The organism is Allokutzneria oryzae (assembly GCF_042429765.1).
GTDB lineage: Bacteria > Actinomycetota > Actinomycetes > Mycobacteriales > Pseudonocardiaceae > Allokutzneria > Allokutzneria oryzae.
In genome coordinates, this window is the sequence record NZ_JBHLZU010000018.1 from 742,575 (window position 1) to 764,711 (window position 22,137).

At 70.0% G+C, this 22,137-nt stretch carries 26 protein-coding genes; 15 read left to right on the forward strand and 11 right to left on the reverse strand.

Features of this window, described 5'->3' with window-relative positions; genetic code table 11:
• Positions 1–9 precede the first annotated feature (9 nt).
• Entirely contained in the window at positions 10–1,395 is a 1,386-nt protein-coding gene (locus ACFFQA_RS22640) for an FAD-binding oxidoreductase (protein ID WP_377855542.1), read from the forward strand.
• A 57-nt stretch (positions 1,396–1,452) separates the two neighbouring features.
• Here the strand turns inward: ACFFQA_RS22640 and ACFFQA_RS22645 are convergent, their stop codons facing one another.
• The 5 genes from ACFFQA_RS22645 to ACFFQA_RS22665 form a co-directional block, all read right to left on the reverse strand.
• On the reverse strand, positions 1,453–2,130 hold the full coding sequence (locus ACFFQA_RS22645) for a DedA family protein (protein WP_377855969.1): 678 nt from the start codon (positions 2,128–2,130) through the stop codon (positions 1,453–1,455).
• Between the two features lie 126 nt (positions 2,131–2,256).
• Positions 2,257–2,523: a hypothetical protein gene (locus ACFFQA_RS22650; RefSeq protein ID WP_377855545.1), complete on the reverse strand. Its 267-nt coding sequence runs from the start codon at positions 2,521–2,523 to the stop codon at positions 2,257–2,259.
• Positions 2,524–2,548: 25 nt separating this feature from the next.
• The gene (gene nagA, locus ACFFQA_RS22655) at positions 2,549–3,694 is read right to left on the reverse strand and encodes an N-acetylglucosamine-6-phosphate deacetylase (RefSeq protein WP_377855547.1); all 1,146 of its coding nucleotides are present in this window, start codon (positions 3,692–3,694) and stop codon (positions 2,549–2,551) included.
• A complete protein-coding gene (locus ACFFQA_RS22660) occupies positions 3,691–4,674 on the reverse strand; it encodes an ROK family protein (RefSeq protein WP_377855550.1) in 984 nt (327 codons plus the stop codon). The genes nagA and ACFFQA_RS22660 overlap by 4 nt, the downstream gene beginning before the upstream one ends.
• Before the next feature lie 87 nt (positions 4,675–4,761).
• Complete coding sequence (locus tag ACFFQA_RS22665; protein WP_377855553.1) at positions 4,762–5,367, reverse strand: RNA polymerase sigma factor; 606 nt, start codon at positions 5,365–5,367, stop codon at positions 4,762–4,764.
• Between the two features lie 143 nt (positions 5,368–5,510).
• On the opposite strand from ACFFQA_RS22665, the gene ACFFQA_RS22670 reads away from it, so the two are divergent.
• Positions 5,511–5,792, forward strand: a complete 282-nt coding sequence (locus ACFFQA_RS22670; protein WP_377855556.1) for a YciI family protein — start codon at positions 5,511–5,513, stop codon at positions 5,790–5,792.
• On the opposite strand, the gene ACFFQA_RS22675 is transcribed toward ACFFQA_RS22670, so the two are convergent.
• The gene (locus tag ACFFQA_RS22675) at positions 5,793–6,275 is read right to left on the reverse strand and encodes an RNA polymerase sigma factor (protein ID WP_377855559.1); all 483 of its coding nucleotides are present in this window, start codon (positions 6,273–6,275) and stop codon (positions 5,793–5,795) included.
• A gap of 162 nt (positions 6,276–6,437) precedes the next feature.
• On the opposite strand from ACFFQA_RS22675, the gene ACFFQA_RS22680 reads away from it, so the two are divergent.
• Complete coding sequence (locus ACFFQA_RS22680) at positions 6,438–7,415, forward strand: helix-turn-helix domain-containing protein (RefSeq protein WP_377855562.1); 978 nt, start codon at positions 6,438–6,440, stop codon at positions 7,413–7,415.
• 302 nt (positions 7,416–7,717) lie between these two features.
• On the opposite strand, the gene ACFFQA_RS22685 is transcribed toward ACFFQA_RS22680, so the two are convergent.
• The gene (locus ACFFQA_RS22685) at positions 7,718–8,134 is read right to left on the reverse strand and encodes a hypothetical protein (RefSeq protein WP_377855564.1); all 417 of its coding nucleotides are present in this window, start codon (positions 8,132–8,134) and stop codon (positions 7,718–7,720) included.
• 130 nt (positions 8,135–8,264) lie between these two features.
• On the opposite strand from ACFFQA_RS22685, the gene ACFFQA_RS22690 reads away from it, so the two are divergent.
• The 7 genes from ACFFQA_RS22690 (at position 8,265) to ACFFQA_RS22720 (ending at position 13,052) form a co-directional block, all read left to right on the forward strand.
• Complete coding sequence (locus ACFFQA_RS22690) at positions 8,265–8,654, forward strand: MerR family transcriptional regulator (protein WP_377855567.1); 390 nt, start codon at positions 8,265–8,267, stop codon at positions 8,652–8,654.
• The gene (trxA, locus tag ACFFQA_RS22695; RefSeq protein ID WP_377855570.1) at positions 8,627–8,962 is read left to right on the forward strand and encodes a thioredoxin; all 336 of its coding nucleotides are present in this window, start codon (positions 8,627–8,629) and stop codon (positions 8,960–8,962) included. Before ACFFQA_RS22690 ends, trxA begins: the two co-directional genes overlap by 28 nt.
• Positions 8,963–9,103: 141 nt before the next feature.
• On the forward strand, positions 9,104–9,619 hold the full coding sequence (locus ACFFQA_RS22700; RefSeq protein ID WP_377855572.1) for a snapalysin family zinc-dependent metalloprotease: 516 nt from the start codon (positions 9,104–9,106) through the stop codon (positions 9,617–9,619).
• Between the two features lie 220 nt (positions 9,620–9,839).
• A complete protein-coding gene (gene fbaA, locus ACFFQA_RS22705) occupies positions 9,840–10,874 on the forward strand; it encodes a class II fructose-bisphosphate aldolase (protein WP_377855575.1) in 1,035 nt (344 codons plus the stop codon).
• 72 nt (positions 10,875–10,946) lie between these two features.
• Positions 10,947–11,363: a DUF3151 domain-containing protein gene (locus ACFFQA_RS22710; protein ID WP_377855578.1), complete on the forward strand. Its 417-nt coding sequence runs from the start codon at positions 10,947–10,949 to the stop codon at positions 11,361–11,363.
• Positions 11,364–11,368: 5 nt separating this feature from the next.
• Positions 11,369–11,950, forward strand: a complete 582-nt coding sequence (locus ACFFQA_RS22715; protein WP_377855581.1) for an SRPBCC family protein — start codon at positions 11,369–11,371, stop codon at positions 11,948–11,950.
• A 4-nt stretch (positions 11,951–11,954) separates the two neighbouring features.
• A complete protein-coding gene (locus ACFFQA_RS22720) occupies positions 11,955–13,052 on the forward strand; it encodes an FUSC family protein (protein WP_377855584.1) in 1,098 nt (365 codons plus the stop codon).
• Positions 13,053–13,073: 21 nt separating this feature from the next.
• Here the strand turns inward: ACFFQA_RS22720 and ACFFQA_RS22725 are convergent, their stop codons facing one another.
• Entirely contained in the window at positions 13,074–13,334 is a 261-nt protein-coding gene (locus tag ACFFQA_RS22725; RefSeq protein ID WP_377855587.1) for a hypothetical protein, read from the reverse strand.
• A 101-nt stretch (positions 13,335–13,435) separates the two neighbouring features.
• Between ACFFQA_RS22725 and ACFFQA_RS22730 the strand changes: the two genes are divergently transcribed.
• Entirely contained in the window at positions 13,436–14,272 is an 837-nt protein-coding gene (locus ACFFQA_RS22730) for a hypothetical protein (protein WP_377855589.1), read from the forward strand.
• Between the two features lie 50 nt (positions 14,273–14,322).
• Here the strand turns inward: ACFFQA_RS22730 and ACFFQA_RS22735 are convergent, their stop codons facing one another.
• A complete protein-coding gene (locus ACFFQA_RS22735) occupies positions 14,323–14,907 on the reverse strand; it encodes an HNH endonuclease family protein (RefSeq protein WP_377855972.1) in 585 nt (194 codons plus the stop codon).
• Between the two features lie 186 nt (positions 14,908–15,093).
• Positions 15,094–15,750, reverse strand: a complete 657-nt coding sequence (locus tag ACFFQA_RS22740) for a hypothetical protein (protein WP_377855592.1) — start codon at positions 15,748–15,750, stop codon at positions 15,094–15,096.
• Between the two features lie 73 nt (positions 15,751–15,823).
• On the opposite strand from ACFFQA_RS22740, the gene ACFFQA_RS22745 reads away from it, so the two are divergent.
• On the forward strand, positions 15,824–17,110 hold the full coding sequence (locus tag ACFFQA_RS22745) for an adenylosuccinate synthase (protein WP_377855595.1): 1,287 nt from the start codon (positions 15,824–15,826) through the stop codon (positions 17,108–17,110).
• A gap of 379 nt (positions 17,111–17,489) precedes the next feature.
• Positions 17,490–17,768, forward strand: coding sequence for a helix-turn-helix domain-containing protein (locus tag ACFFQA_RS22750; protein WP_377855598.1), 279 nt, complete (start codon positions 17,490–17,492; stop codon positions 17,766–17,768).
• A gap of 3 nt (positions 17,769–17,771) precedes the next feature.
• On the opposite strand, the gene ACFFQA_RS22755 is transcribed toward ACFFQA_RS22750, so the two are convergent.
• Positions 17,772–18,905 (reverse strand): glycerophosphodiester phosphodiesterase, encoded by a 1,134-nt coding sequence (locus ACFFQA_RS22755; protein WP_377855601.1) that lies wholly within the window; start codon positions 18,903–18,905, stop codon positions 17,772–17,774.
• Positions 18,906–19,089: 184 nt separating this feature from the next.
• Between ACFFQA_RS22755 and ACFFQA_RS22760 the strand changes: the two genes are divergently transcribed.
• Both ACFFQA_RS22760 and ACFFQA_RS22765 read left to right on the forward strand, forming a co-directional pair.
• Positions 19,090–21,081, forward strand: coding sequence for a TRAP transporter permease (locus ACFFQA_RS22760; protein ID WP_377855604.1), 1,992 nt, complete (start codon positions 19,090–19,092; stop codon positions 21,079–21,081).
• Positions 21,074–22,051, forward strand: a complete 978-nt coding sequence (locus tag ACFFQA_RS22765; RefSeq protein WP_377855606.1) for a TAXI family TRAP transporter solute-binding subunit — start codon at positions 21,074–21,076, stop codon at positions 22,049–22,051. The genes ACFFQA_RS22760 and ACFFQA_RS22765 overlap by 8 nt, the downstream gene beginning before the upstream one ends.
• The last annotated feature ends 86 nt before the right edge of the window (positions 22,052–22,137 follow it).

The window sequence follows — 22,137 nt, forward strand, 5'->3', positions numbered from 1 at the left end:
GGTCGGTGGGTGGACACCGCCGCCCTCATCGACCAGCTCAAAGCCGCCGTCGGAGCAGACGGGGTGCTGACCGATCCGGACGTCACCGCGGGCTACAGCCGCGACATGATGCCGCTGGCCCCGGTCGGCTCGCCGCTCGCCGTGGTGCTGCCCTCCGACACCGAGCAGGTCCGTCAGGTCGTGCTGGCCTGCGCCGCGGCCGGGACGCCCATCGTGCCGAGGGGCGCGGGCAGTGGGCTCTCCGGTGCTGCCAACGCCATCGACGGCTGCGTGGTCCTGGTGACCACCAGGATGAACAAGATCGTCGAGATCGACCAGGACAACCGGCTCGCCGTGGTGGAGCCTGGAGTGGTCAACCTCGACCTCCGGCACGCCGTGGAGAAGCACGGGCTGTTCTACCCGCCCGACCCCTCCAGCTACGACTGGTGCACGATCGGCGGCAACCTCGCGACCAACGCGGGCGGCCTGTGCTGCGTGAAGTACGGCGTGACAACGGATTCCGTGCTCGGGCTCGAAGTCGTGCTGGCCAGTGGCGAGGTGCTGCGCACCGGCCGCCGCACGGTCAAGGGCGTCGCGGGCTACGACCTCACCAAGCTCTTCGTCGGCAGCGAGGGCACCCTCGGCGTGATCACCCAGGCCACCCTCGCGCTGCGGCCGTTGCCGAAGGCGCCGGGCACGATGGTCGCCTCGTTCTCCTCCACCGCGGCCGCGGGAGCCGCCGTCAGCCGGATCGTCCGCGAGGGCCTCGTCCCGTCACTGATGGAGATCATGGACGCGGCGTCGATCAAGGCCGTCGAACAGCACCTGAACACCGAGGTCGGCGCGGGCGCGGGCAGCGCGGCCCTGCTGATCTGCCAGTCCGACTCCGGCGGTGAGGCCGCACGGCAGGAGCTGGCCGCGGTCGAGCGGATCTGCACCGACTCCGGCGCGGACCTGGCGTACTCGACGACCGACCTCGAAGAGGGCCGGATGCTGCTGACCGCCCGCCGCGCCGTGCTCAACGCGCTGGAGGTCTACGGCTCCTGGCTCACCGACGACGTCTGCGTGCCGCGCACCAGGATCGGCGAGCTGATCAGCGGCTGCGAGGAGATCAGCAAGCGCTGCGGGCTGCTGGTCGCCGTGGTGGGCCACGCCGGTGACGGCAACATGCACCCGACGATCGTTTACGACGCCTCCTCCGAGGAGCAGTTCGCCAAGGCGCAGCAGGCTTTCGACGAGATCCTGGAGCTCGGGCTGCGCCTCGGCGGCACCGTGACCGGCGAGCACGGCGTCGGCAAGATCAAGCGCGAGTGGCTGGCCAAGGAGATCGGCCCGGTCGGGCTCTCGGCGCACCGCGCGATCAAGAACGCGCTCGACCCCGGGCAGCTGTTCAACCCGGGCTCGATGTTCTCCTGACACCGCGACGACAAGGGCCCCGCGGTCAGCCGCGGGGCCCTTGTTCTCGCAAGCAGATCAGTCGTGCTTGGGGTAGAGGATCTGGGTCTGCTCGGCCGCGTTCTCCGCGGCGAGCCGCTTCTCCTTGCGGGCCTTGATCACCTCGATGATGATCGGGACCACCGAGATGAACACGATGCCGAGGATGACGACCTCGAGGTTCTCCTTGACGAAGGACACCTCGCCGAGGAAGTAGCCGAGCACGGTGATGCCAGCGCCCCAGGCGATACCGCCGATGATCGAGTAGGTGAAGTAGCGCTTCGGGTCCATCCGCCCGACACCGGCGAGCGCGGTGATGAACGTCCGCACCACCGGCACGAACCGCGAGAGCACGATCGCCCGCGCGCCGTACTTCTCGAAGAACTCGTGCGTCTTGTCGACGTAGTCCTTCTTGAAGATCTTGGAGTTCGGTTTGTCGAACAGCGCGGGACCGGCCTTCCAGCCGATCGCGTAACCGACCACGTTGCCGAGGATGCCCGCCAGCGTGATCAGCGTGCAGACCAGCCAGATCGGGGTCTCGATCGCGCCGCTCGCCACGAACAGGCCCGCAACGAACAGCAGCGAGTCGCCTGGCAGGAAGAAGGCGAACAGACCGCACTCGGCGAAGACGATGAGGCAGATCCCCACCAGTGCGAAGTGACCCATCGAGCTGATGATGTACTCGGGGTCAAGCCACTTGATGCCGAAGAGTGCCATCTCGGTCGACGTGCTCGCGAGAGCGGGCAAAACGGTCGTCACAAGGCCACACGATACAGAGACTCCGGTCGGGGCCTCTGTGAGGTCGTGCGGTTGACGACCGTCGGGAGGACGGCCGCCGCGACCTCACAGCACCGAGACCAGCCCGGCGACGGTGCCGACCGCGAGCCCGAGCAGCACCGCGAGCATGATCAACATTACCGGTCGCAGCTGAGGCCGCTGCGTGCGCACGGTCATGGGGTCGTCGGCGACCCGCTCGGTCGGTCCGCTCTGGGTGATGGCGCGCAGGGCCGCCGCCGTGGGGAGGCCGCCGGACCCGCTCGACGGGGTGGAGGCGGCCTGAGCCCGCAGCGCTTCGGCGAGCAAGCGCTCCGGATCGTCTGCCTGGGCCACCCCACCACGGTAGCGGCAGGCGTGGTCAGGACGCGGCCGTGTCCACCCACTCGCCGCGGTGCAGCACCGACCGCAGCCGCAGGTCCGCGTCCAGCAGCACCAGGTCCGCGGCCAGCCCGGCGCGGATCGCCCCGGTGACCCCGTCCAGCCCGAGCAGCCCCGCAGGCCGGGTCGAGCAGGCGTACGCGGCCTCGGACATGCTCAGCCCGCCGCTGACCACGGCGTTGCGGAAGGCGGCGTCCATGGTCAGCGTGCTGCCCGCGAGGGAGCCGCCCGCCAGCGTCGGCACGCCGTCGCGCACGGTGACCTGGAGGCCGCCGAGGTCGTAGACGCCGTCGCCGATGCCCGACGCGGAGATCGAGTCGGTGATCAGCACCGTCCGCCCGGTGCCCGCGTACCGGGCCGCCAGCCGGACCGCGGTCGGGTGCAGGTGCACCAGGTCGCAGATCAGCTCGACGGTGACCCGCTCGTCGTCCAGCAGCGCGCCGATCGGACCCGGCTCGCGGTGGTGCAGCGGTCGCATGCCGTTGAACAGGTGCGTCGCCACCGTCGCTCCGGCGTCGACCGCGGGACGCACCTGCGCCTCGGTCGCGTCGGTGTGCCCGATCGCCGCGATCACCCCGTTGTCGGCGAGCTGGCGGACGGCGTCGATCGCACCGTCGAGCTCGGGTGCGAGCGTGATCATCCGAACCGCGCCGCCCCCGGCCTCCAGCAGCGTCCGCACGGACTCGCGGTCCGGCGCGCGCAGCAGGGCCGGGTCGTGCGCTCCGCAGCGGGCCGCGGACAGGAACGGTCCCTCCAGGTGCACGCCCGCGATCAGCCCGTCCTCGGTCGCCTCGGCCAACGCGGCGACCTGCTTGGCCAGCTCCGGGATCTCACCGGTGACCAGGCTGGCCAGCATCGTCGTCGTGCCGTGCTTGCGGTGCGCGGCGACCGCGTGCGCCACCCGGGCGCCGTCGAGGGTGGAGAAGGACTCACCGCCGCCACCGTGGCAGTGGATGTCCACGAAGCCGGGCACGATCCAGCAGCCCGCCGCGTCGACCACCCGCTCACCTGGCCGCGTCGGCCCTTCGCCCGCACCGAGCTCGGCGATCCTGCCGCCGTCCACGCGCAGCCAGCCCGGGTCGAGCACCCCGGCAGGCGTGACGATCCTGCCTCCAGCGAGCCTCATCGGTCCTCCTCCGCAACGTCGGCATCGACCGCATCGACCGCTTCCGCTGTCTCGGCCGCGCCGATGGCCATCAGCGCGGCGCCCAGGCAGCCCGCCCGGTCACCCAGCGCCGCCTGCCGCAGCGCCGGCCGGCGCTGGATCGTGATCAGCTCGTCCAGCCGGGCGTCCAACGGCCCGGTCAGCAGCTCGCCCGCCATGGCCAGCCCACCGCCGAGCACGACCGCCTGCGGGGCGATCACGGTTGCGAGCTGGGCGATGGCCTTGGCCAGCGCGTCCACCGCGTCGCCCCACACCACCTTCGCGTCCTCGTCGCCCTCGCGCAGTGCGGCCGCGACGTCGACCGCTCCGCTCACCGCCTTGCCGGTGCGCTCGGTGTAGCGGCGGGCGACGGCGGAGGAGGACGCGATGAGCTCGAGGCAGCCGCGCTGGCCGCACGCGCACTCCGGGCCGTCTGCGATCACCAGGTGGCCGATCTCGCCCGCGTACCCGCCGCCGGAGTGCGGCCGCCCGCCCAGGATCAGCGCGCCCGCGATCCCGGTGCCGATGGGCAGCACGACGAGGTCCTCAAGACCCCGGCCCGCCCCGAGCCGCGCCTCCGCCAGCCCGCCGGCGCGCACGTCGTGGCCGAACGCGAGCGGGAAGGGGATCTTCGCGGCGAACGCGTCGCCGAAGGGGTAGTCCCGCCAGCCGAGGTTGGCGGAGAAGATGCCGACGCGCCGCTGGTCGTCGACGAGGCCCGGCACCACCACGCCGACCGCGTCCGGCCGCACGCCCTCGCCGAGCTCGGCGACGATGTCGCAGACCGCGTCCACGACGGCGTCCGCGGTCTCGGTGCCGTCGGGGAGCTTGGGCGTCGCCCTGCGCAGCTTCCGGACCTCGCGCAGGTCGGCGCCATCGCCGTCGGCACATCCGCTGACGAGCGCGGCCTTGATCTCGGTCCCGCCGACGTCGACGGCGATGACCACCTGGGAGCTGGGCACCTTCGCATCCTGCGGCACCAGGTGGCGCTTGGTCTAGACCTCTCGCCCGACGCGAGCAAGCCTCGCGAGGCCGGTGGGACGAAGGAGCTAGGTCTTGATGATCTTCTGCAGCGCGTCGAGCGCCCGGCTCGCCGTGGACTTCACGGTGCCCCGCGAGATGCCGGTGGACTCGGCGATCTCCGCCTCGGACATGCCGCCGTAGTAGCGCAGCACCAGCACCTCGCGCTGGCGAGGCGGCAGCTGGCCGAGCGCGGCGACCACGGCCTGGTGCTCGGCGGTGAGCATGGCCAGCGACTCGGCGGACCGCGCGTTGATCATGTGCGGCGGCTGGTACTCCCGCGCGGTCTTGCGGCGGCGCAGCACCGAGCGGCTGCCGTTGACCACGGCGGTGCGCAGGTAGCCGACGGCAGCGGCGCCGTCCCGCAGGCCGGACCAGTTGCGGTAGAGGCCGGTGAACGCCTCCTGGACCACGTCCTCCGCGGTCGCGGCGTCGTCGACGAGCAGCACGGCCAGCCGGACCAGCCGCATCCGGTGCTGGCGGTAGAGGTCCTCCAGCGTGAGCGTGTTCCCGCCCGGCCGGTCGTCGGGGTCGAGCGCGCGAATGTGGCCGAGTGTCCGCTCCACTGTCTGTTCGACAGTGACCGGCCTCGGGCCCGTGTTTCGACTCAGTCCCCGCGGATCATCCCCAACCACGCGACGACCGTACCGAGGTCAGGCGTGGTTGTGGCAACTTGCCTGGGATAACTCCCAGAAAACGTGACCTTCCACGGTCAATCGATTACGCAGCGCAGTGGACTAGCGTTCGGGAACAAGATCAGCTGAGGTAGGAGGACGTCATGGCGCGCTTCGTCGTGCAGTGGGTCTACAGCGAGGACCGGGACGCCCGGCTGGCCGCCCGCCCCGAGCACCGGCTCCACCTCGGCTCGCTTGCCGAGCGCGGGGTCGTGCTGGCCGCGGGACCGCTGGGCGACGACTCCGGCGGCATCGTCGTCTTCGAAGCCGCCGACGTCACCGAGCTCCAGGGCTACCTCGACGCCGACCCGTACACCAAGGCCGGCGTGATCGTGAAGACCACCGTCACCGAGTGGAACCCGGTGCTCGGCGCCTGGGTGGGCTGATCAGGACAGCGCCTCCCGGAGCGCGATCCGGGTCCGGTGCAGGCGCGCCCCGACCGCGCCCTCCGAGCTCCGCACGATGGTCGCGATCTCCCGGTAGCGGAAGTTCTCGTGGAACTTCAGGTACCAGACCAGCTGGTCGGTCTTCGGCAGCCGGGAGAACGCGCGCAGCAGCTGGCGCAGCGACTCCCCCGCCGTCACCATCTCGGCCGGGTCCACCGACGTGCGGTGGATTTCTCCGGGCACTTCCGTCCATTTTCTCCTGGCCCGGACAAGCGCATAGCACTCGCGCCGGACAATGGTGCCGAGCCAGGAATTGACCGCATCGGGGTCGCTCAGTTGCGCGCGTTTGCGCCACGCCCTGAGATAAGCGGCCTGAACCGCGTCCTCGGCGTCGTGCCGATCACCGGTGATCGCTCGCGCGATCGTCAGCATGGTCGGCCGATAGCGTGTCAGGCTGGCTGTGAAGTCCGCGTCGTCAGTCACCTGTCACCGTCCCCAGTTCGGGGCATATCGCCCCGGGCTACGCGATCTGTCGCACGACGGTCACGCTATTTTCCGGCACGGTGCTGGCCAAGGGGGTCAAGTGCCCATTGCGCTGGTGAAAGGCTGGACGTACCCTGGCGCACCCTCGGCGGGAGGTAGCGGATGCGCGATGACCAGATCGCTTTCCTGATCGAGGTGGGGGCCGTGCTCGGCGGTTCGGCCGGTTCCTCGGAGAAAGCGGAGGAAATCCTGGCCGGGCTGCGGAAGGTCGTTCCTTACGCCGCGGCCAGCCTGTCCACTTTCCACGGTTTTGACGTAGACCATAAAGCCCTTGTCAACGTCGACTACCCGGACAAGGTGCTCGACCATCTCGACTCGTGGTTCGTGCGCAACGACCCCGCCTACGAACACATGCGGAAGGTGAACCGGCGGCCGTTGCGGTGGCGGGACACACCTTTTCCTTACCGGGAAACGTTCTCTGCGCAAGAGGTGTTCCTGCCTGCCGGGTTCACCGAGGGCGTCACCGTCTGCCTCTACAACCGGCTCGGCGTCTACACCGGCAACCTGCACGTCTCCACCGACGACGCCCGCCACCCGGCGGACGAGGACGTCTCGGTGCTGGTCGCCATGCAGTCCATGCTCGGCGGCCTGGTCGACCGCACCAGGTCCCTGCCGCCGCCGGTGTGGGAGGTCGACGACGCGGTCAACTCCGTCTGCGTCTACCCCGGCCCGGTGCTCGAAGGTGTCCCCGGTCGCCCGACCGGTCCCCACCTCGTGCAGGGAACACCGCTGGTCAGGGCGCTGCTGGCGATGATCGCCGAGCAGCGGCTGCCGCAGCAGTTCTGGTGGCACTCCGGCGGTGGGGTGCTGCACGCGGTCACCACGACCCGCTGGGAGGACCGCGTGCTGGTGCTGGAGGAGGTGGCGGAGCCGCCGTTCGCGCTCAGCCTGCGCGAACTGGAGGTCCTCACGCTCCTGGTCGACGGCTGCACCAACACCCAGATCGCGACGAGGCTGCTGATCTCCCCGAAGACCGTGGCCAAGCACGTCGAGCGCGTGCTGCACAAGATGGACGTGCGCAGCCGCACGGAAGCGGCCGTCCGGGCGCAGCGCGCCGGCCTCGTCCTGCACGGCACCTGAGCTACTGCCGGTCCGCCCTCGTTCGCGGTGTGGAGCCTTGACGCGACGCGAGAACCGGGCCACGCCGGTGCGCGCACACCGCACTGCGGCTCGGCGTCCGAGGGCGCCTAGAGCCTGTCCTGCAAGTCGTCCCGCTCCCCCGAGCCGACGCGCCGCCCCCGCGTCCCCGCGCCCCCGTATCCGCGTGAGCCAGCCGGCGTGGCCGGGTTTTTCGCGTTTTGTCACCTTGATGCGCGAAAGAGCGCTCCCATTTCGCATCAAGGTGACAAAACGCGAAAGGAGGGGCGGGTGGGTGAGGACGCCTAGTCCTCCGGTGGCCAGCGCTTGATGAACGCGAGGAGCTTCTTGCCCTCCTCGGTGAGCTCGCGGCCCTTGCCCTTGCAGGGCTCGCAGTCCGGGTTGGTGTTCGCGGTGACGTAGGCCCTGGTGATCACGGAGTCGCCCTCGCGCAGCTGGAGGTAGTCGACGAAGCCGAGCACCTCGTCGTCACCGCGTTCCGCGGCGTAGCGCTTGAGCTCCTCCCACTCCTCGGCGATCTCGGTGATCCTGGCCGCGACCGGCGGCGCCAGCAGGAACCGCTCGGCCCTCCTGCGCTTGCGGAACCCCTCCTCGCCGATGTGCTCGGCCCCAGGCTGGGTGTTCTTGCCGCTGCCCTCGCATGCGGGGCACGCCACGTCCAACGCCAACTCCACGGCGGTCGCCTCCCGGTGTGACTCCACGTGCTGGAAAGGCTACTGAGGGTCGGTGCCCCGTGGTGGCCCCCGCACCCGTTGGTGTGCCGGAATCTGCCGGAAAACGCTGGCGTTGACGTCGGCGTCAAGGTCTAGCGTCGCCTGGCGGGAGGCGGAGATGCGCATCGGAGAACTCGCCGAGAAGGTCGGCACCAGCACCAGGGCGCTGCGCTACTACGAGAGCCAGGGGCTGCTCGGCGCTCGCCGCAGTGCCAACGGCTATCGGGACTACGACGAGCTCGACCTGCGCGTTGCGCGGGAGATCCGCTCACTGCTGGCGATCGGGTTCGCCCTGGAGGAGACCCGGCCGTTCGTGGCGTGCCTGCGCGCGGGCAACGCGGCGGGTGACGCGTGTCCGGACTCCGTCGCCGTCTACCGCCGCAAGATCGAGGAGATCGACGAGTGCGTCGAGCGGCTGCTGGCGGTCCGCGGCCACCTCGAAAACCAGCTCGAACGAGCGAGAAAGCACAAGGAGACGACATGTCCGCGCCTGCGCAAGAGCTCCTGAGCGTCACCGACGAGACCTTCGAGCGGGACGTGCTCGGCAGCGACCTCCCGGTGGTCGTCGACTTCTGGGCCACCTGGTGCCCGCCGTGCCGGATGATCGCCCCCGTGCTCGCCGAGATCGCGGCCGAGCACGGCGACCGGATCCGCGTCGTCAAGCTCAACTACGACGAGAACCCGGCGACGGCGGCCCGCTACGCGGTGATGTCGCTGCCCACCCTGCTGGTGTTCGACAAGGGTGAGCCCGTCCGGCAGATCGTCGGAGCCAAGCCGAAGGCGCGGCTGCTCGCCGACCTCGGCCTCGCCGACTGAAGGGTGGACAAGACCCAACGAACGGCCCTGCCTGGAGCGGAAGATCACGAATTAGCGTCGATGCACACGGCCACCTGAGACCCGGCCGCCGCCGGGTACGCACCTTGCCAATCCCCTGCAACAGCAAGGAGAACTCAGAAAATGGCACTCTCGCACCTCCGGCGCGCGGTGATCGGTCTCGTCGTGGCGATGCCGCTCGCGGCAGGCCTGCAGACCGCCGCGACGGCGGCCCCCGTTGCCCGCACGCTGTACTACGACACCAGCCAGGCTGGCGAGTACGCCAAGGCATGGGACGACGCGGCCGTCGTCTGGAACAACAGCGTGAAGAACGTCAAGCTGGCCAAGGGGACCCCGGCCAACTCCTCCATCAAGATCCTGGTCGACGACGGCTGGCCCCGGGCGCAGCCCGGCGCGCTCGGCTCCGGCCGGGTCTGGATGGGGCGCACGGCGGTCAACCAGGGCTACTACGTCCCGCGCATCGCCACCCACGAGCTGGGCCACATCCTCGGCCTGCCGGACCGCAAGCCCGGTCCGTGCTCCAGCCTGATGTCGGGCAGCACCGGCGGCGTCAGCTGCAAGAGCGTCCCGCCGAACGCCGCCGAGGCGGCCGAGGTGGACCGCAACTTCGGCGGTTCCCGCATGGCTGAGGCCTCCTAGTCGCCACGTGCGAGGGGCGGGACCGGGATGCGACCCCGGTCCCGCCCTTCGAGCACCACGGCACAGTCAGTGCTTGCGTACGCACGCGAACGTCCACCGATCGCCGCAATACTTGATCGATTTGGTCGGTGTGTGAGGGGCGTTACGGCATCGCCTCGTAGGATGCAGCGGAGACGGCGTTGCCCCGAGTCCGTAGAACGCCCACGAGGAGGACGTTTCAATGCCGATCGCAACCCCCGAGGTCTACGGCGAGATGCTGGACCGGGCGAAGGCGAACGAGTTCGCCTACCCCGCGATCAACGTGACCTCGTCGGAGACCCTGAACGCGGCACTGCGCGGTTTCGCCGAGGCGGAGAGCGACGGCATCGTGCAGATCTCCACGGGCGGTGCTGAGTTCCTGTCCGGCACCAAGGTGAAGGACATGGTCACCGGCGCCGTCGCGCTCGCCGAGTTCGCGCACGTGGTGGCCGAGAAGTACCCGGTCAACATCGCGCTGCACACCGACCACTGCCCCAAGGACAAGCTGGACGGCTTCGTCCGCCCGCTGCTCGCCGTCTCCGAGGAGCGGGTGGCCAAGGGCCTCAACCCGCTGTTCCAGTCGCACATGTGGGACGGCTCCGCGGTCGCGCTCGACGAGAACCTGGAGATCGCCACCGAGCTGCTCGCCCGCGCCTACAAGGCCAAGATCATCCTTGAGCTGGAGGTCGGCGTCGTCGGCGGCGAGGAGGACGGTGTCGACAACGAGATCAACGACAAGCTCTACACCTCCCCCGAGGACTACCTGAAGACCGTCGAGGCCCTCGGCGCCGGGGAGAACGGCCGCTACCTGCTGGCCGCCACCTTCGGCAACGTGCACGGCGTCTACAAGCCGGGCAACGTGAAGCTGCGCCCGGAGATCCTCAAGCAGGGTCAGGACGTCGTCGCGGAGAAGCTGGGGCTGCCCGCCGGGTCCAAGCCCTTCGACCTCGTCTTCCACGGCGGCTCCGGCTCGCTGCTGGAGGAGATCCACGAGGCGGTGTCCTACGGCGTCATCAAGATGAACATCGACACCGACACCCAGTACGCCTTCACCCGCCCGATCGCCGCGCACATGTTCACCAACTACGACGGTGTGCTGAAGATCGACGGCGAGGTCGGCAACAAGAAGACCTACGACCCGCGCAGCTACCTCAAGGCCGCCGAGCAGGGCATGGCCGCCCGCATCGCGCACGCCTGCGAGAACCTGAAGTCCGCGGGCCGCATGATCGCCGGCTGAGCACCGCACACCGACGGCCCGGTGCCCTTCGGGGTGCCGGGCCGTCGCCGTGCCAGGTGGCACGATGGGGCAATGAGCTTGCACGGCAACCTCCTCGGACCCGACCCCACCACGCTGCCGGAGCTTCCGGTGCCCCAGGCCGCGCTCGACAGCGGCACCGACCCGGCCCAGGTCGCTCGCGAGCACCCGTACTTCAGCGCCGCGTGGGCCGCGCTGGCCGAGCGCGCGCTCGACGCCGGTGAGCCCGTCGCCGCGTACGCCTACGCGCGCACCGGCTACCACCGCGGGCTCGACCAGCTGCGCCGCGCCGGGTGGAAGGGCTTCGGCCCGGTGCCGTGGAGCCACGCGCCGAACCAGGGCTTCCTGCGGGCGCTGGCCGCTCTCGCCCGCGCCGCCGGGGAGATCGGCGAGACCGAGGAGTACGACCGCTGCCGCACCTTCCTCGCCGACAGCGACCCCGAGGCGCCCGCCGAACTCGGGCTGGGCTGAGCCGGGTGGGCGGCGCCAACGACTACGCCTTCCAGTCCCGCTGGCTGGTGCCCGGCAGCACCGTCGACGAGATCCGCGAGGTGCTCAGCGACCCCCGTGACCTGCCGAGGTGGTGGCCGTCGGTCTACCGCGAGGTCACGCTGGCCGACCCCGGCGGTCCTGATGGCATCGGCGCCGCCTTCGACCTGTTCACCAACGGCTGGCTGCCGTACACGCTGCGCTGGCGGCTCACGGTCACCGACCAGCGCGAGGACGGGGCGGGCTTCTCCGGCCACGGCGACCTGACCGGCACCGGCGAGTGGAACTTCGAACAGCAGGGCGAGGACGTGCTCGTCGTCTTCGACTGGGTGGTGCGCGCGGACAAGCCGTTGCTGCGCCACGGTTCCGCGGTGTTCAAGCCCGCGTTCGCGGCGAACCACAACTGGGCGATGCGGATGGGCGAGCGCAGCCTGCTGCTGGAGCTGGACCGGCGGCGGGGCCGCGACGTGCCCCCGCCGCCGACCGCGCCCAGGTGGCCGCTCGTCGGTGGCGTCGCTCTCGCACTCGGCGCCGCTGTGGCTTTGTCGCGTTCGAACAGACAGCATTAGCGCTGTGCAGCGGGTGTGGTCAGAGCTTGAGCGCAGACTGAGACGGTGGCAGCGCACGGCGATCCCGATCGTCCAATGTGCGCTGGCCGCCGGGATCGCCTGGTTGGTCGCGTTCCACCTCTTCGGCCACCCACGGCCGTTCTTCGCGCCGATCGCCGCGGTGGTCTGCCTCGGGGTGTCCTTCGGTCAGCGGCTGCGGCGGGTCACCGAGCTGGTGGTCGGTGTGAGCGTCGGCATCGGCGTCGGCGACCTGCTGATCTCGCTGATCGGGTCGGGCCCGTGGCAGATCATGCTCGTGGTCGCGCTGGCCATGTCCGCGGCCGTGCTGCTGGACAGCGGCGCGGTGATCGCGCTGCAGGCGGGCTCCTCCGCCGTGCTGGTGGCGACGCTGCTGCCGCCGGGTGATACCGGCGGTCTCGACCGGATGGTGGACGCGCTCATCGGCGGTGTCGTCGGCCTGGTGGTCGCCGGGCTGCTGCCCGCCAACCCGCTGACCGTGGCGCACCGCCAGGGCAAGGTCGTGCTCGACGAGCTGGAGCTGGCGTTGCGCGGCGTCGCGGAGGCCGTGCGCGGGCACGACTCCGCCAAGTGCGCCGACGTGCTGGCCAGGGCCAGGGACAGTCACAAGGCCGTCGAGGACCTCCGGACCAGCCTCGACGCGGGCGCGGAGATCGCCAAGATCGCGCCGATCCGCTGGCGCAGGCGCGGTGACCTGGAGCGGTACAAGACGGCGGCGACGGCCGTGGACTACGCGCTGCGCAACACCAGGGTGCTGGTGCGGCGGGCGCTCGCCGCGCTGCGGGACGACGAGCCGATACCCGAGGGCGTAGCCGACGTGCTCGACGAGCTGGCCGACTCGGTGCGGACGCTCCAGGCGGACCTGGCCGAGGGCCGCGAGCCGGTGAAGGCGCGGGAGGAGATCTACGTCGCCGCGCGGAGCGCGACGCTCACCCTCATCGGCGAGGGCGGGTTCTCCTCGCGGGTGGTGCTCGCCCAGCTCCGCTCGATCGCGGTGGACCTGCTGCTGGCGACCGGGATCAAGCGCAACGAGGCCATCGCGGCATTGCCCCCGCTCACCCCGCGCCGCGAGGAGAGACGCTGACTGTCCACTGTGGAGAGTCGGTCAGCCCGTCTCGATCGGCGGCCGGTGCAGGACGTTGCGCAGCACCGTGTGCACCGCCTCGTGGTCCCGCTCGTCGTAGAGCTTGCAGTCGGCACCCGTCAGGCCGTACCACTCGTCCGCCTCGTCGTAGCGGACGTCGACCGTGAGCGTGCCGTCCTGGTCGTAGCGGGTCCGCAGCTCCAGGTCCCCGGTGATCACACCGACGTCGTCGGTCATGACGCCACCCGGCAACGCGGTGAATTTCGACGTCAGTTCGCTCATGCCGCTTATCCTTGTCGTCTCAAGGGGGTGCGCGGACGGTACCGGTAGTGGTATCACGGCGCAGGACGGAACCGGCTTGGCCCGCGACGGGGGAGGTTGGTGTGACCAGGCACAACTGGCTCCCAGCGCGTCCGGGTCACGTTGTCGTCGTCACCGGGTTCCCCCGTTGGTGGATGTGGAACCCCGTCGCCGACCTGACGGCGGTCCGACGTTTGGCCCAGCGCAAGCGGATTCGGTCCGTGCTCGGTGTTTTCGGCGGAATCGGCGCTGCTTTCGGAGTGCCCGCGGCGACCGTGCTGCTGTTGCTGGGCATCACCTTCACCAACGTGCTGGTGGTCGCGCTGGTGCCAGGGGCCGTCGTGGTGGCGCTGGCAGGCGTTTTCCTGGCGGCTGAGGCGGTTCGCGGCCGGGTGTCCGGTCGTACGCACGCCGAGGTCGAGCAGCTGATGGTGGTGGTCGCCGACGAGGAGGACGTCGTCGCGTGGACCCACTTCGAGGGCTACCCGGAGGACCGCCAGCTCGCGCGCTCGTTGTGCGAGCCGCTCACCAGCATCCAGCGCAGCGGCATCGTCGAGCTCGACCTCGTCGACCACGCGGCGCTCGCCGCCCTGGAACGGCGGGTGTGGCTGACGCTGGTGGAGCTGCGAGACCAGCTGGTGCTGCGCTCCGACGTCGCCGAGGCGCGGACCCGTCCCGCGTTCGCCGGGATCGCCGCGGAGATGCAACGCGAGGTCGATCGCCTGAACACCGTGGTGCACAAGCTCTTCCGCGGTCTCGACGACTTCGACAGGGCCATCAGGCGGTTCGAGACGGAGCGCGCTTATGACGCCCACGCGCGGCGAAGCCTCTTGCCGGGCAACGACATCACGGTGCCCTCGAAGATGCCGGAGCGGCTGCTGGCGATGCAGGAGGCGCTGCGCCGGGTCGTGACGGGCTGAGAACACTCAAGGGACACAGGAAGATCCTGTGTCCCTTGAGGACTGCCGGTTCAGCAGCGGTCGAGCATGCTCTTGAGCGCGCCCTTCTCGGCCTCGGTGACCGTCAGGCCCCACTTGGTCTTCGACTTCGTCCACATCTTCGCGTAGGTGCACCAGTAGCCCTGCACCGGCGGCTTCCAGACGTCGGGCGTCTTGTCGCCCTTCGCCTGGTTCACGGTGTCCTTCACCGCGATCAGCTGCGGGCTGCCGAGGTCGTTGGCGAACTGCTTGCGGCGGTCGGTGGTCCACTTGCTCGCGCCGGAGCGCCAGGCGGCGGCCAGCGGCACCACGTGGTCGATGTCGATGTCCGACGCCTTGGTGTAGGTGCCGCCCTCGTACGGGCTGAACCACTTGCCCGAGACCGCGGCGCACGACGCGTCGGTCTGCACGTTGGTGCCGTCGCGCTTGAGGACTTCCTCGCGGGTGTTGCAGGTGCCCGAAACCGTTTCCCAGTGCGGGAACTTCTCGCGCGAGTAGCCGGTCATCGGGCCTTCAGGGGCGACCTTCAGCGCGGTGAGCTCGGCCTTGGCGGTCGCGGCGTCGGGGATGCCGGGTGGGGTGGCGCTCGCCGAGCCGGTCAGTCCGACCGAGACCATGCCGGCGAGCAGCGTGGCGGGGAGCAGGGCTTTGAGGACGCGTGTGGCGGACACTCGGGCCTCCAGCAGGGTGATTGCAGGGTCAAATAGACCATCACCCATCAGAGTGAGCGCAGCAACACTATTCGGTGAATACGCTACGAATAGCCCCCGAATTTCCTCCGAAAGTCGGGAATAAGGCACAACTCATTCGAGGCCACGAATGAGACGAAGATCTTCGGTGTGCCGGTACCAGATCCACTTGTCGAGCTGGCGGTCGTGCACGACCCCGTCCTTGCGAACCGCCACGGGCAGGCAGCCCACCTGCATCGCGCGCCCGGTGGTCACCACCCGCCGCCTGCCGAGCAGCCCGCGCCGCACGACGGTGACCTCAAGGCCGAGCGCCGGGTGCGGGGTGACCTCCAGGCTGCTCGCCTGGCCGCGCAGCACCTGGGTGTCGTCGCAGTAGGCGACGCCGCGCACCGGGCCGATGCTGCCCCTGCCGACGAGCACTCCCCCGACGTCGTCGCGCACCAGCGGCACCTTGTCCACCTCGCCGCCCAGTGCCCGCCGCAGCGCCGCTTCGCGTTCGGTCGGCAGCCCCCACAGTTCCGCCACAGCGGAATTCCGGTCAGAGGTGACGTAACCGACAGCGACCTCCGCGAGCCGCTCGGTGCGCAGCAGCCGCAGGGCCACCGCGGCCAGGTCCGCGTCGGTCCCGCAGACGACCAACCGCCGGTCGCCGAGGGTGTCCAGCAGTGGGTCGACCTCCGAGCGGCCGGGCCGCGCACCGATGCGGTGCGTCTCCAGTCCCTCACCCTCGGTGATCCCCGCGTTTCCGCAGCACAACGCTAGTGCGTCCACAATCGACTCCTGGTCTACCCTCAACTACCGGCATCCGCCCTCGTCGCTCAGCCGGACCTCTTGGAGTATTCACATGCCTGCCATCGTCCTGATCGGCGCCCAGTGGGGCGACGAAGGCAAAGGCAAGGCCACCGACCTGCTCGGCGAGCAGGTGCAGTGGGTCGTTCGCTACCAGGGCGGCAACAACGCCGGCCACACCGTGGTTCTTCCCGACGGGCAGGACTTCGCCCTGCACCTGATCCCCTCGGGCATCCTGACCCCGGGCGTGACCAACGTGATCGGCAACGGCGTCGTCGTCGACCCGGGTGTGCTGCTGGAGGAGCTCTCCGGCCTGGAGGCGCGCGGGGTGGACACCTCCCGGCTGCTGCTCTCCGCCGACGCGCACCTGATAATGCCGTACCACGTGGCCATCGATAAGGTCACCGAGCGCTACCTGGGCAAGGCCAAGATCGGCACCACCGGTCGTGGCATCGGGCCCTGCTACCAGGACAAGATCGCCAGGGTCGGCGTGCGCATCCAGGACCTGCTGGACGAGAAGATCCTGCGGCAGAAGGTCGAGGCCGCGCTGGAGTTCAAGAACCAGGTGCTGGTCAAGGTCTACAACCGGCGCGCGCTGGACGCCAACGAGGTCGTGGACACCGTGCTCGGTCACGCGGCGAAGTTCGCCCACCGCATCGCCGACACCCGCCTGCTGCTCAACCAGGCGCTGGAGCGCGGCGAGACCGTGCTGCTGGAGGGCTCGCAGGGCACCCTGCTCGACGTCGACCACGGCACCTACCCGTTCGTCACGTCCTCGAACCCGACCTCGGGTGGCGCGGCCGTCGGCTCCGGCATCGGGCCGAACCGGATCACCACGGTCATCGGCATCCTGAAGGCCTACACCACCCGCGTCGGCTCCGGTCCGTTCCCGACCGAGCTCAACGACGAGTGGGGTGAGCGGCTGCGCAAGACGGGCGGCGAGGTCGGCGTGACCACCGGCCGGGCCCGCCGCACCGGCTGGTTCGACGCGGTGATCGCCCGCTACGCCGCGCGCGTCAACGGCATCACCGACTACTTCCTGACCAAGCTGGACGTGCTCTCCGGCATGGACCGGGTGCCGGTGTGCGTGGGCTACGAGGTCGACGGCGTCCGCCACGACGACATGCCGATGTCGCAGTCCGACGTGCACCACGCCAAGCCGGTCTACGAGGAGCTGCCGGGCTGGTGGGAGGACATCAGCCACTGCCGCACCTTCGAGGAGCTGCCCGCCAACGCCCAGGCGTACGTGCTGCGCCTTGAGGAGCTCTCCGGCGCGCGGATGTCCGCGATCGGCGTCGGTCCCGGCCGTGAGCAGACGATCGTCCGCTACCCGATGGCCTGACACCTCGTCGCACCGCAAGGGGCACCTCGCCGCGGCGAGGTGCCCCTCGGCGTTTCACGGCCGGTGTTCCTCCGGCCCCATTACAGCGGAGTCGCCGCCCCGCGCACGGGACTCGGATCGGACATCTCCGGCATCTGCCGGGTTCTCGTCTGCGTTACTACCGCACGCCGCGTATTAGTCCGTTCGCCCTATTTCCACTCGTTCAAACCAACCCCTGTGGACCTGTCGTCGCCGCGACCGCCGAACGCACAATCCTTGTGGGCCGCATGAAAAAACGAAACGACCTGCACGAATGCGTCGAGCGGGGGGTTCGATGTCGGCTAGGAAATCGGGGCGGCCAGAGCGCCCCATCAGCGATCCGGAGTCACCGGCGGGGAGAATGGCCGCGCAGCTCAGAAATCTCCGTGCCAGTACCGGAAATCCGACCTATCGGGACATGGCCGACCGGGTCTACTTCTCGGCCGGGACGCTGTCGGCCGCGGCACGCGGTGATCACTTTCCCACCCGCGCGGTGGTGATGGCCTTCGCCGAGGCGTGCGGAGCCGACCCCGAGGAATGGGAGAGACGCTGGTACCAGACGCAGAAACCGCCAGCCCCCGCGTCTCCCCCGTCCCGGTGGCCACCACCGGCGGCTCCGCCGTGGCCGCCGTCGAGCTGACCGTCAGCGGCGGAGGAACTCCTCGCGCGCCGCGACGGCGGTGTCGGGGTTGTCGGAGAACAGGCCGTCGACGCCCTGCTTGAAGATCAGCGCGTACTCCTCGAACGCCCTGCCGTACTGCGCCGGGTCGGTCGAGGTGCGGAAGTCCGCTGGCAGGAAGGTGTTCTCGTTGCGGAAGGTGAACGGGTGCACCTTCAGCTTCGCGGCGTGCGCGTCCTCGACCAGGGTGGTCGGCGGCTTCAGGAAGCCCTTGGCGTCGCGCGGAAGGATGCGGTCCTTCGACGGGCCGATGCCGTTGGCGTAGCTCGCGATCTCCCGCAGCCCGGCGGGCTTGACCAGGTCGTCGTAGGTGCGCGGGTCGCCGGAGGCGACGAAGTCGGCGGGAGCGCCGGAGGAGTCGATCAGCTGGATCAGCGGCACCCGCAGCTCGTTCCTGAGCGCCTTGAGGTTGCCGACCTCGAAGGACTGCACGAACACCTTGGCGCGCGGGGTGTTCAGCCCGTTGCGGGTGAGCGTGCGCACCAGCGCGGGCTCCAGCGGCAGCTTGATCGACCGGAAGTACGTGGGGTGCTTGGTCTCCGGGTACACGCCGATCTCGCGGCGCAGCTCGCGGGAGAGCCGGGCGCGCAGGTCCAGCACCTCCTGGAACGTCGGCACCTGGAAGCGGCCGTCGTAGAGGGTGTTGCGCGGCCGGGTCTCCGGGATGCGCTCCTTGGCCCGCAGCGTCTTCAGCTCCGCCAGCGTCAGGTCCTCGGTGAACCAGCCGGTGAGCGTGGTGCCGTCGATGACCTTGGTGCGCTTGCGGTCGGCGAACTCCGGGCGGTTCGCGATGTCGGTGGTGCCACCGATCTCGTTCTCGTGCCGGGCGACCAGCACCCCGTCCTTGGTGGGGACCAGGTCCGGCTCGATGTAGTCCGCGCCCATCCGCGCGGCCAGCTCGTAGGAGGCCAGCGTGTGCTCGGGCCGGTAGCCCGACGCGCCGCGGTGCCCGAGCACCAGCGGACCGCTGTCCCGGTGCGAGGCGAGCTCCTGAGCGGCTTCCGGCGCGGCTGAGGCGGGCACCCCGACCACCCCGAGCACGGCGACGGCGGACACGGCGAGTCCGGCGATCCGGGACGTCCGCGAGCGGCGAGACATCGTGGGAGACCTCCCCTTTTCGGTGAACGGCACTGTTCGGCACACCCTCGGCGCCCGTGGCGTCGCTGGTGCCACCGTAGGGCTACGAGCTGGCAACAACGCGGTAAATGTGCCGTGGAGTATTGCCATCCGACCCGCAGGATGGTCCTCTCTGTGAGCTGCACCACGCTGCTGGAGGTGGCCGTTGGCCGGTCCGACGGTCGATGAGCTGGTTGCCGACCACGACGAGGAACGCCCCGCGCGCCGGCTCACCGGGCGCTGGGAGTTCGGCGTCGGCTTCGCCGCCTTCGCTGTCGCACTGCTCGTGCTCAAGCAGGTGTTCTTCCCGTTCGGCAAGGGCGGGCAGTACTACCTGATCATTTTCCTCGCGCTGGTGCTGCCCCTGGTTTTCCTGGTCTACCGTCCAGGGTTGTCCCGCTCGCAACGGCGCGAGCGGGACAATCCGCCGGCGTACGACTGGGTGCTCGCGGCGCTGGCGCTGCTGGTCGGGCTCTACCCGGTGCTCGGTGGGTTCGACGCGTTCCTCGACCGGCAGGGCTCTCTGTCCACAATGGACATCCTTTGCGGAGCCGTGCTGCTCGTGCTCGTCCTCGAAGCGTGCAGGCGCACCACCGGGCTCGTGCTCCCCGCCGTCTGCGCCGGCTTTCTGGCCTACGCCTACTACGGCGGATTCCTGCCGCCCAGTTGGACCATCGCGCACGCGGGCATCGACTTCAGCCAGATCATCAACGCGCTGTACAACGACGCCAGCGGGTTCTACGGCACTCCGCTCGACGTCGCGGCGACCTACATCGTGCTGTTCACCATCTACGGCGCGATGCTCGACGTCTCCGGTGCGGGCAAGTTCTTCGTGGACATCAGCTTCGCGACGTTCCGGCGTTCGGCGACCGCGCCCGGCCGCACCACCGCGCTCTCCGGCTTCCTGCTCGGCACGGTCTCCGGTTCGGGCACCGCGACCACGGTCAGCCTCGGGGCGGTGACCTGGCCGATCCTCAAGCGCGCCGGTTACCCGAGGGAGCAGGCGGGTGGGCTGCTCGCGGCGTCGGGCATCGGCGCGATCCTGTCCCCGCCGACCCTGGGCGCGGCGGCGTTCATCATCGCCGAGTACCTCCAGGTCTCGTACTTCGACGTGCTGCTCTGGGCGCTGCTGCCCACGCTGCTCTACTACCTCGGGATCGTGCTCGCGGTGCAGGCCGACGCCAAGCGGTTCGGCGCGCGTGAGGTCGAGATCGACACGCCCGGTCCAGGGAAGGTGTTGCTGCGCGGCGGTTATCACTTCGCCTCGCTGGCGATCATCGTGGTGTTCCTGGCGTTGGACATCCCGCCCTTCGCCGCCGTGGTCTACGCGTCCGCGCTCGCCGCGGTGTTCGCGCTGGTCAGCAAGCTCGTCGCGGGCGGATCCGTCGTGGAGTGGCTGCGCGAGGTCGCGCTCGCCCTGTCCCGTGGCGTCCGTGGCGCGCTGCCGGTCGTCGCGGTCTGCGCCGCGGCGGGCGTGATCACCTCGACGATCACGAAGACCGGGCTCGGCCAGGTGCTGTCCTCGGCGCTGGTTGACCTCGCGGGCGCGTTGGCCACCGACGCCACGGTCGTGCTGCTGCTGACCGTGCTGTTCTCGGCGATCGCGGTCGGAGTGCTCGGCCTCGCGGTGCCGGTGACCGCCTCGTTCATCATCGCGTGGGTGGTGCTCGGCCCAGCCATGGCGACGCTCGGCGTCGAAGCGCCGGAACGCGCGATGTTCCTGTTCTACTACGCGGTCCTGTCCGAGGTGACGCCACCGACCGCGCTCGCGGCCGTGGCAGCGGCGGCGATCACCGGTGGTTCGGTGATGCGCACGATGTGGCAGACGTGGAAGTACACGCTGCCCGCGTTCCTCGTGCCGATCGCGTTCGTGCTGACCGACAACGGCGCGGCCTTGTTGCTGCAGAAGCCTTTCCTGGACACCGTGTGGGTGTTCGGGGTGTCGGTGCTCGGAGTGGCAGCGCTGTCGGTGACCACCGGCGGCTGGCTGTTCGGTCCCGCGCGGTGGCCGGAACGCGCGCTGTGCGCCGTCGCCGCGCTGATGCTGCTCTACCTCCAGCCACTGGTGGTGTCCATCGGCCTCGCTGTGCTGGTCGCGGCCGTGGTGCTGCACCTGGCCACGCGGCGTCGAAACGAGGGAGTTGACGTTGATGCGTAAGAGCTTGGTGGCACTCGCCGCGGTGGCCCTGCTGGCGACGGGCTGTGGCGGCAAACGTGTCGACACCAGTGCGGGAGCCGACCCCAACGCGGCGGGCTGCGTCGCGGCGGACGGCAGGCTCACCATCGCCACGGGCAACGCGGGCGGCGTGTACTACGTGGTCGGTGGCGGCCTGGCGCAGCTGATCAGCAACAACACCAAGGTGCGCGCGACCGCCGCGGAGACCGGCGCGTCCGTGCAGAACGTCCAGCAGCTCGTGGCCGGTGACTACGACATCGCCTTCTCGCTGGCCGACACGGCGGCGGACGCGGTGGCGGGCAAGGACTCCTTCGCTGGCAAGCCGCAGAAGATCCAGGCACTGACCCGGATCTACCCGAACTACACCCAGGTCGTGGTGCGCGCGGACTCCGGCATCAACTCGATCGCCGACATGCGCGGCAAGCGGATCTCCACCGGCTCCCCCAAGTCCGGCACGGAGCTGATCGCCAACCGGTTGTTGCAGGCGGCGGGGCTCGACCCGGCCAAGGACGTGCGGGCGCAGCGGCTGGACCTGAACAAGACCATCGACGGGATGAAGGACGGCACTCTCGACGGGCTGGTGTGGTCCGGTGGCCTGCCGACCGCGCAGCTCACCGACCTGACGACCTCGATGCGGGAGCGCGTGCGCTTCGTCGACACCACGCCGCTGCTGGAGCCGCTGAAGAAGATCAACCCGGTCTACGACGCGGGCACCATCCCGGCCGCGACCTACAAGCAGGCCAAGGACGTCCCGACCATCGTGGTGCCGAACCTGTTGCTGGTGCGGGAGGACTTCCCGGTCGGCACCGCCTGCGCGATCACGAAGCTGATCTTCGACAAGCGCGCGGAGCTGGAGAAGGTGCACCCGGCGGCCAAGGACATCCTCCGCGAGAAGGCGTCCACGACCGCTCCGGTGCAGCTCCACCCCGGCGCCAGGCAGGCGCTCAGCTAGCTCCCGCGCGCCCTGACCACCCTGGCCAGGGTTTTCGCGTTTTGTAGCCTTATTGCGCAAAAGAGCGCTCCCATTTCGCGTTATGG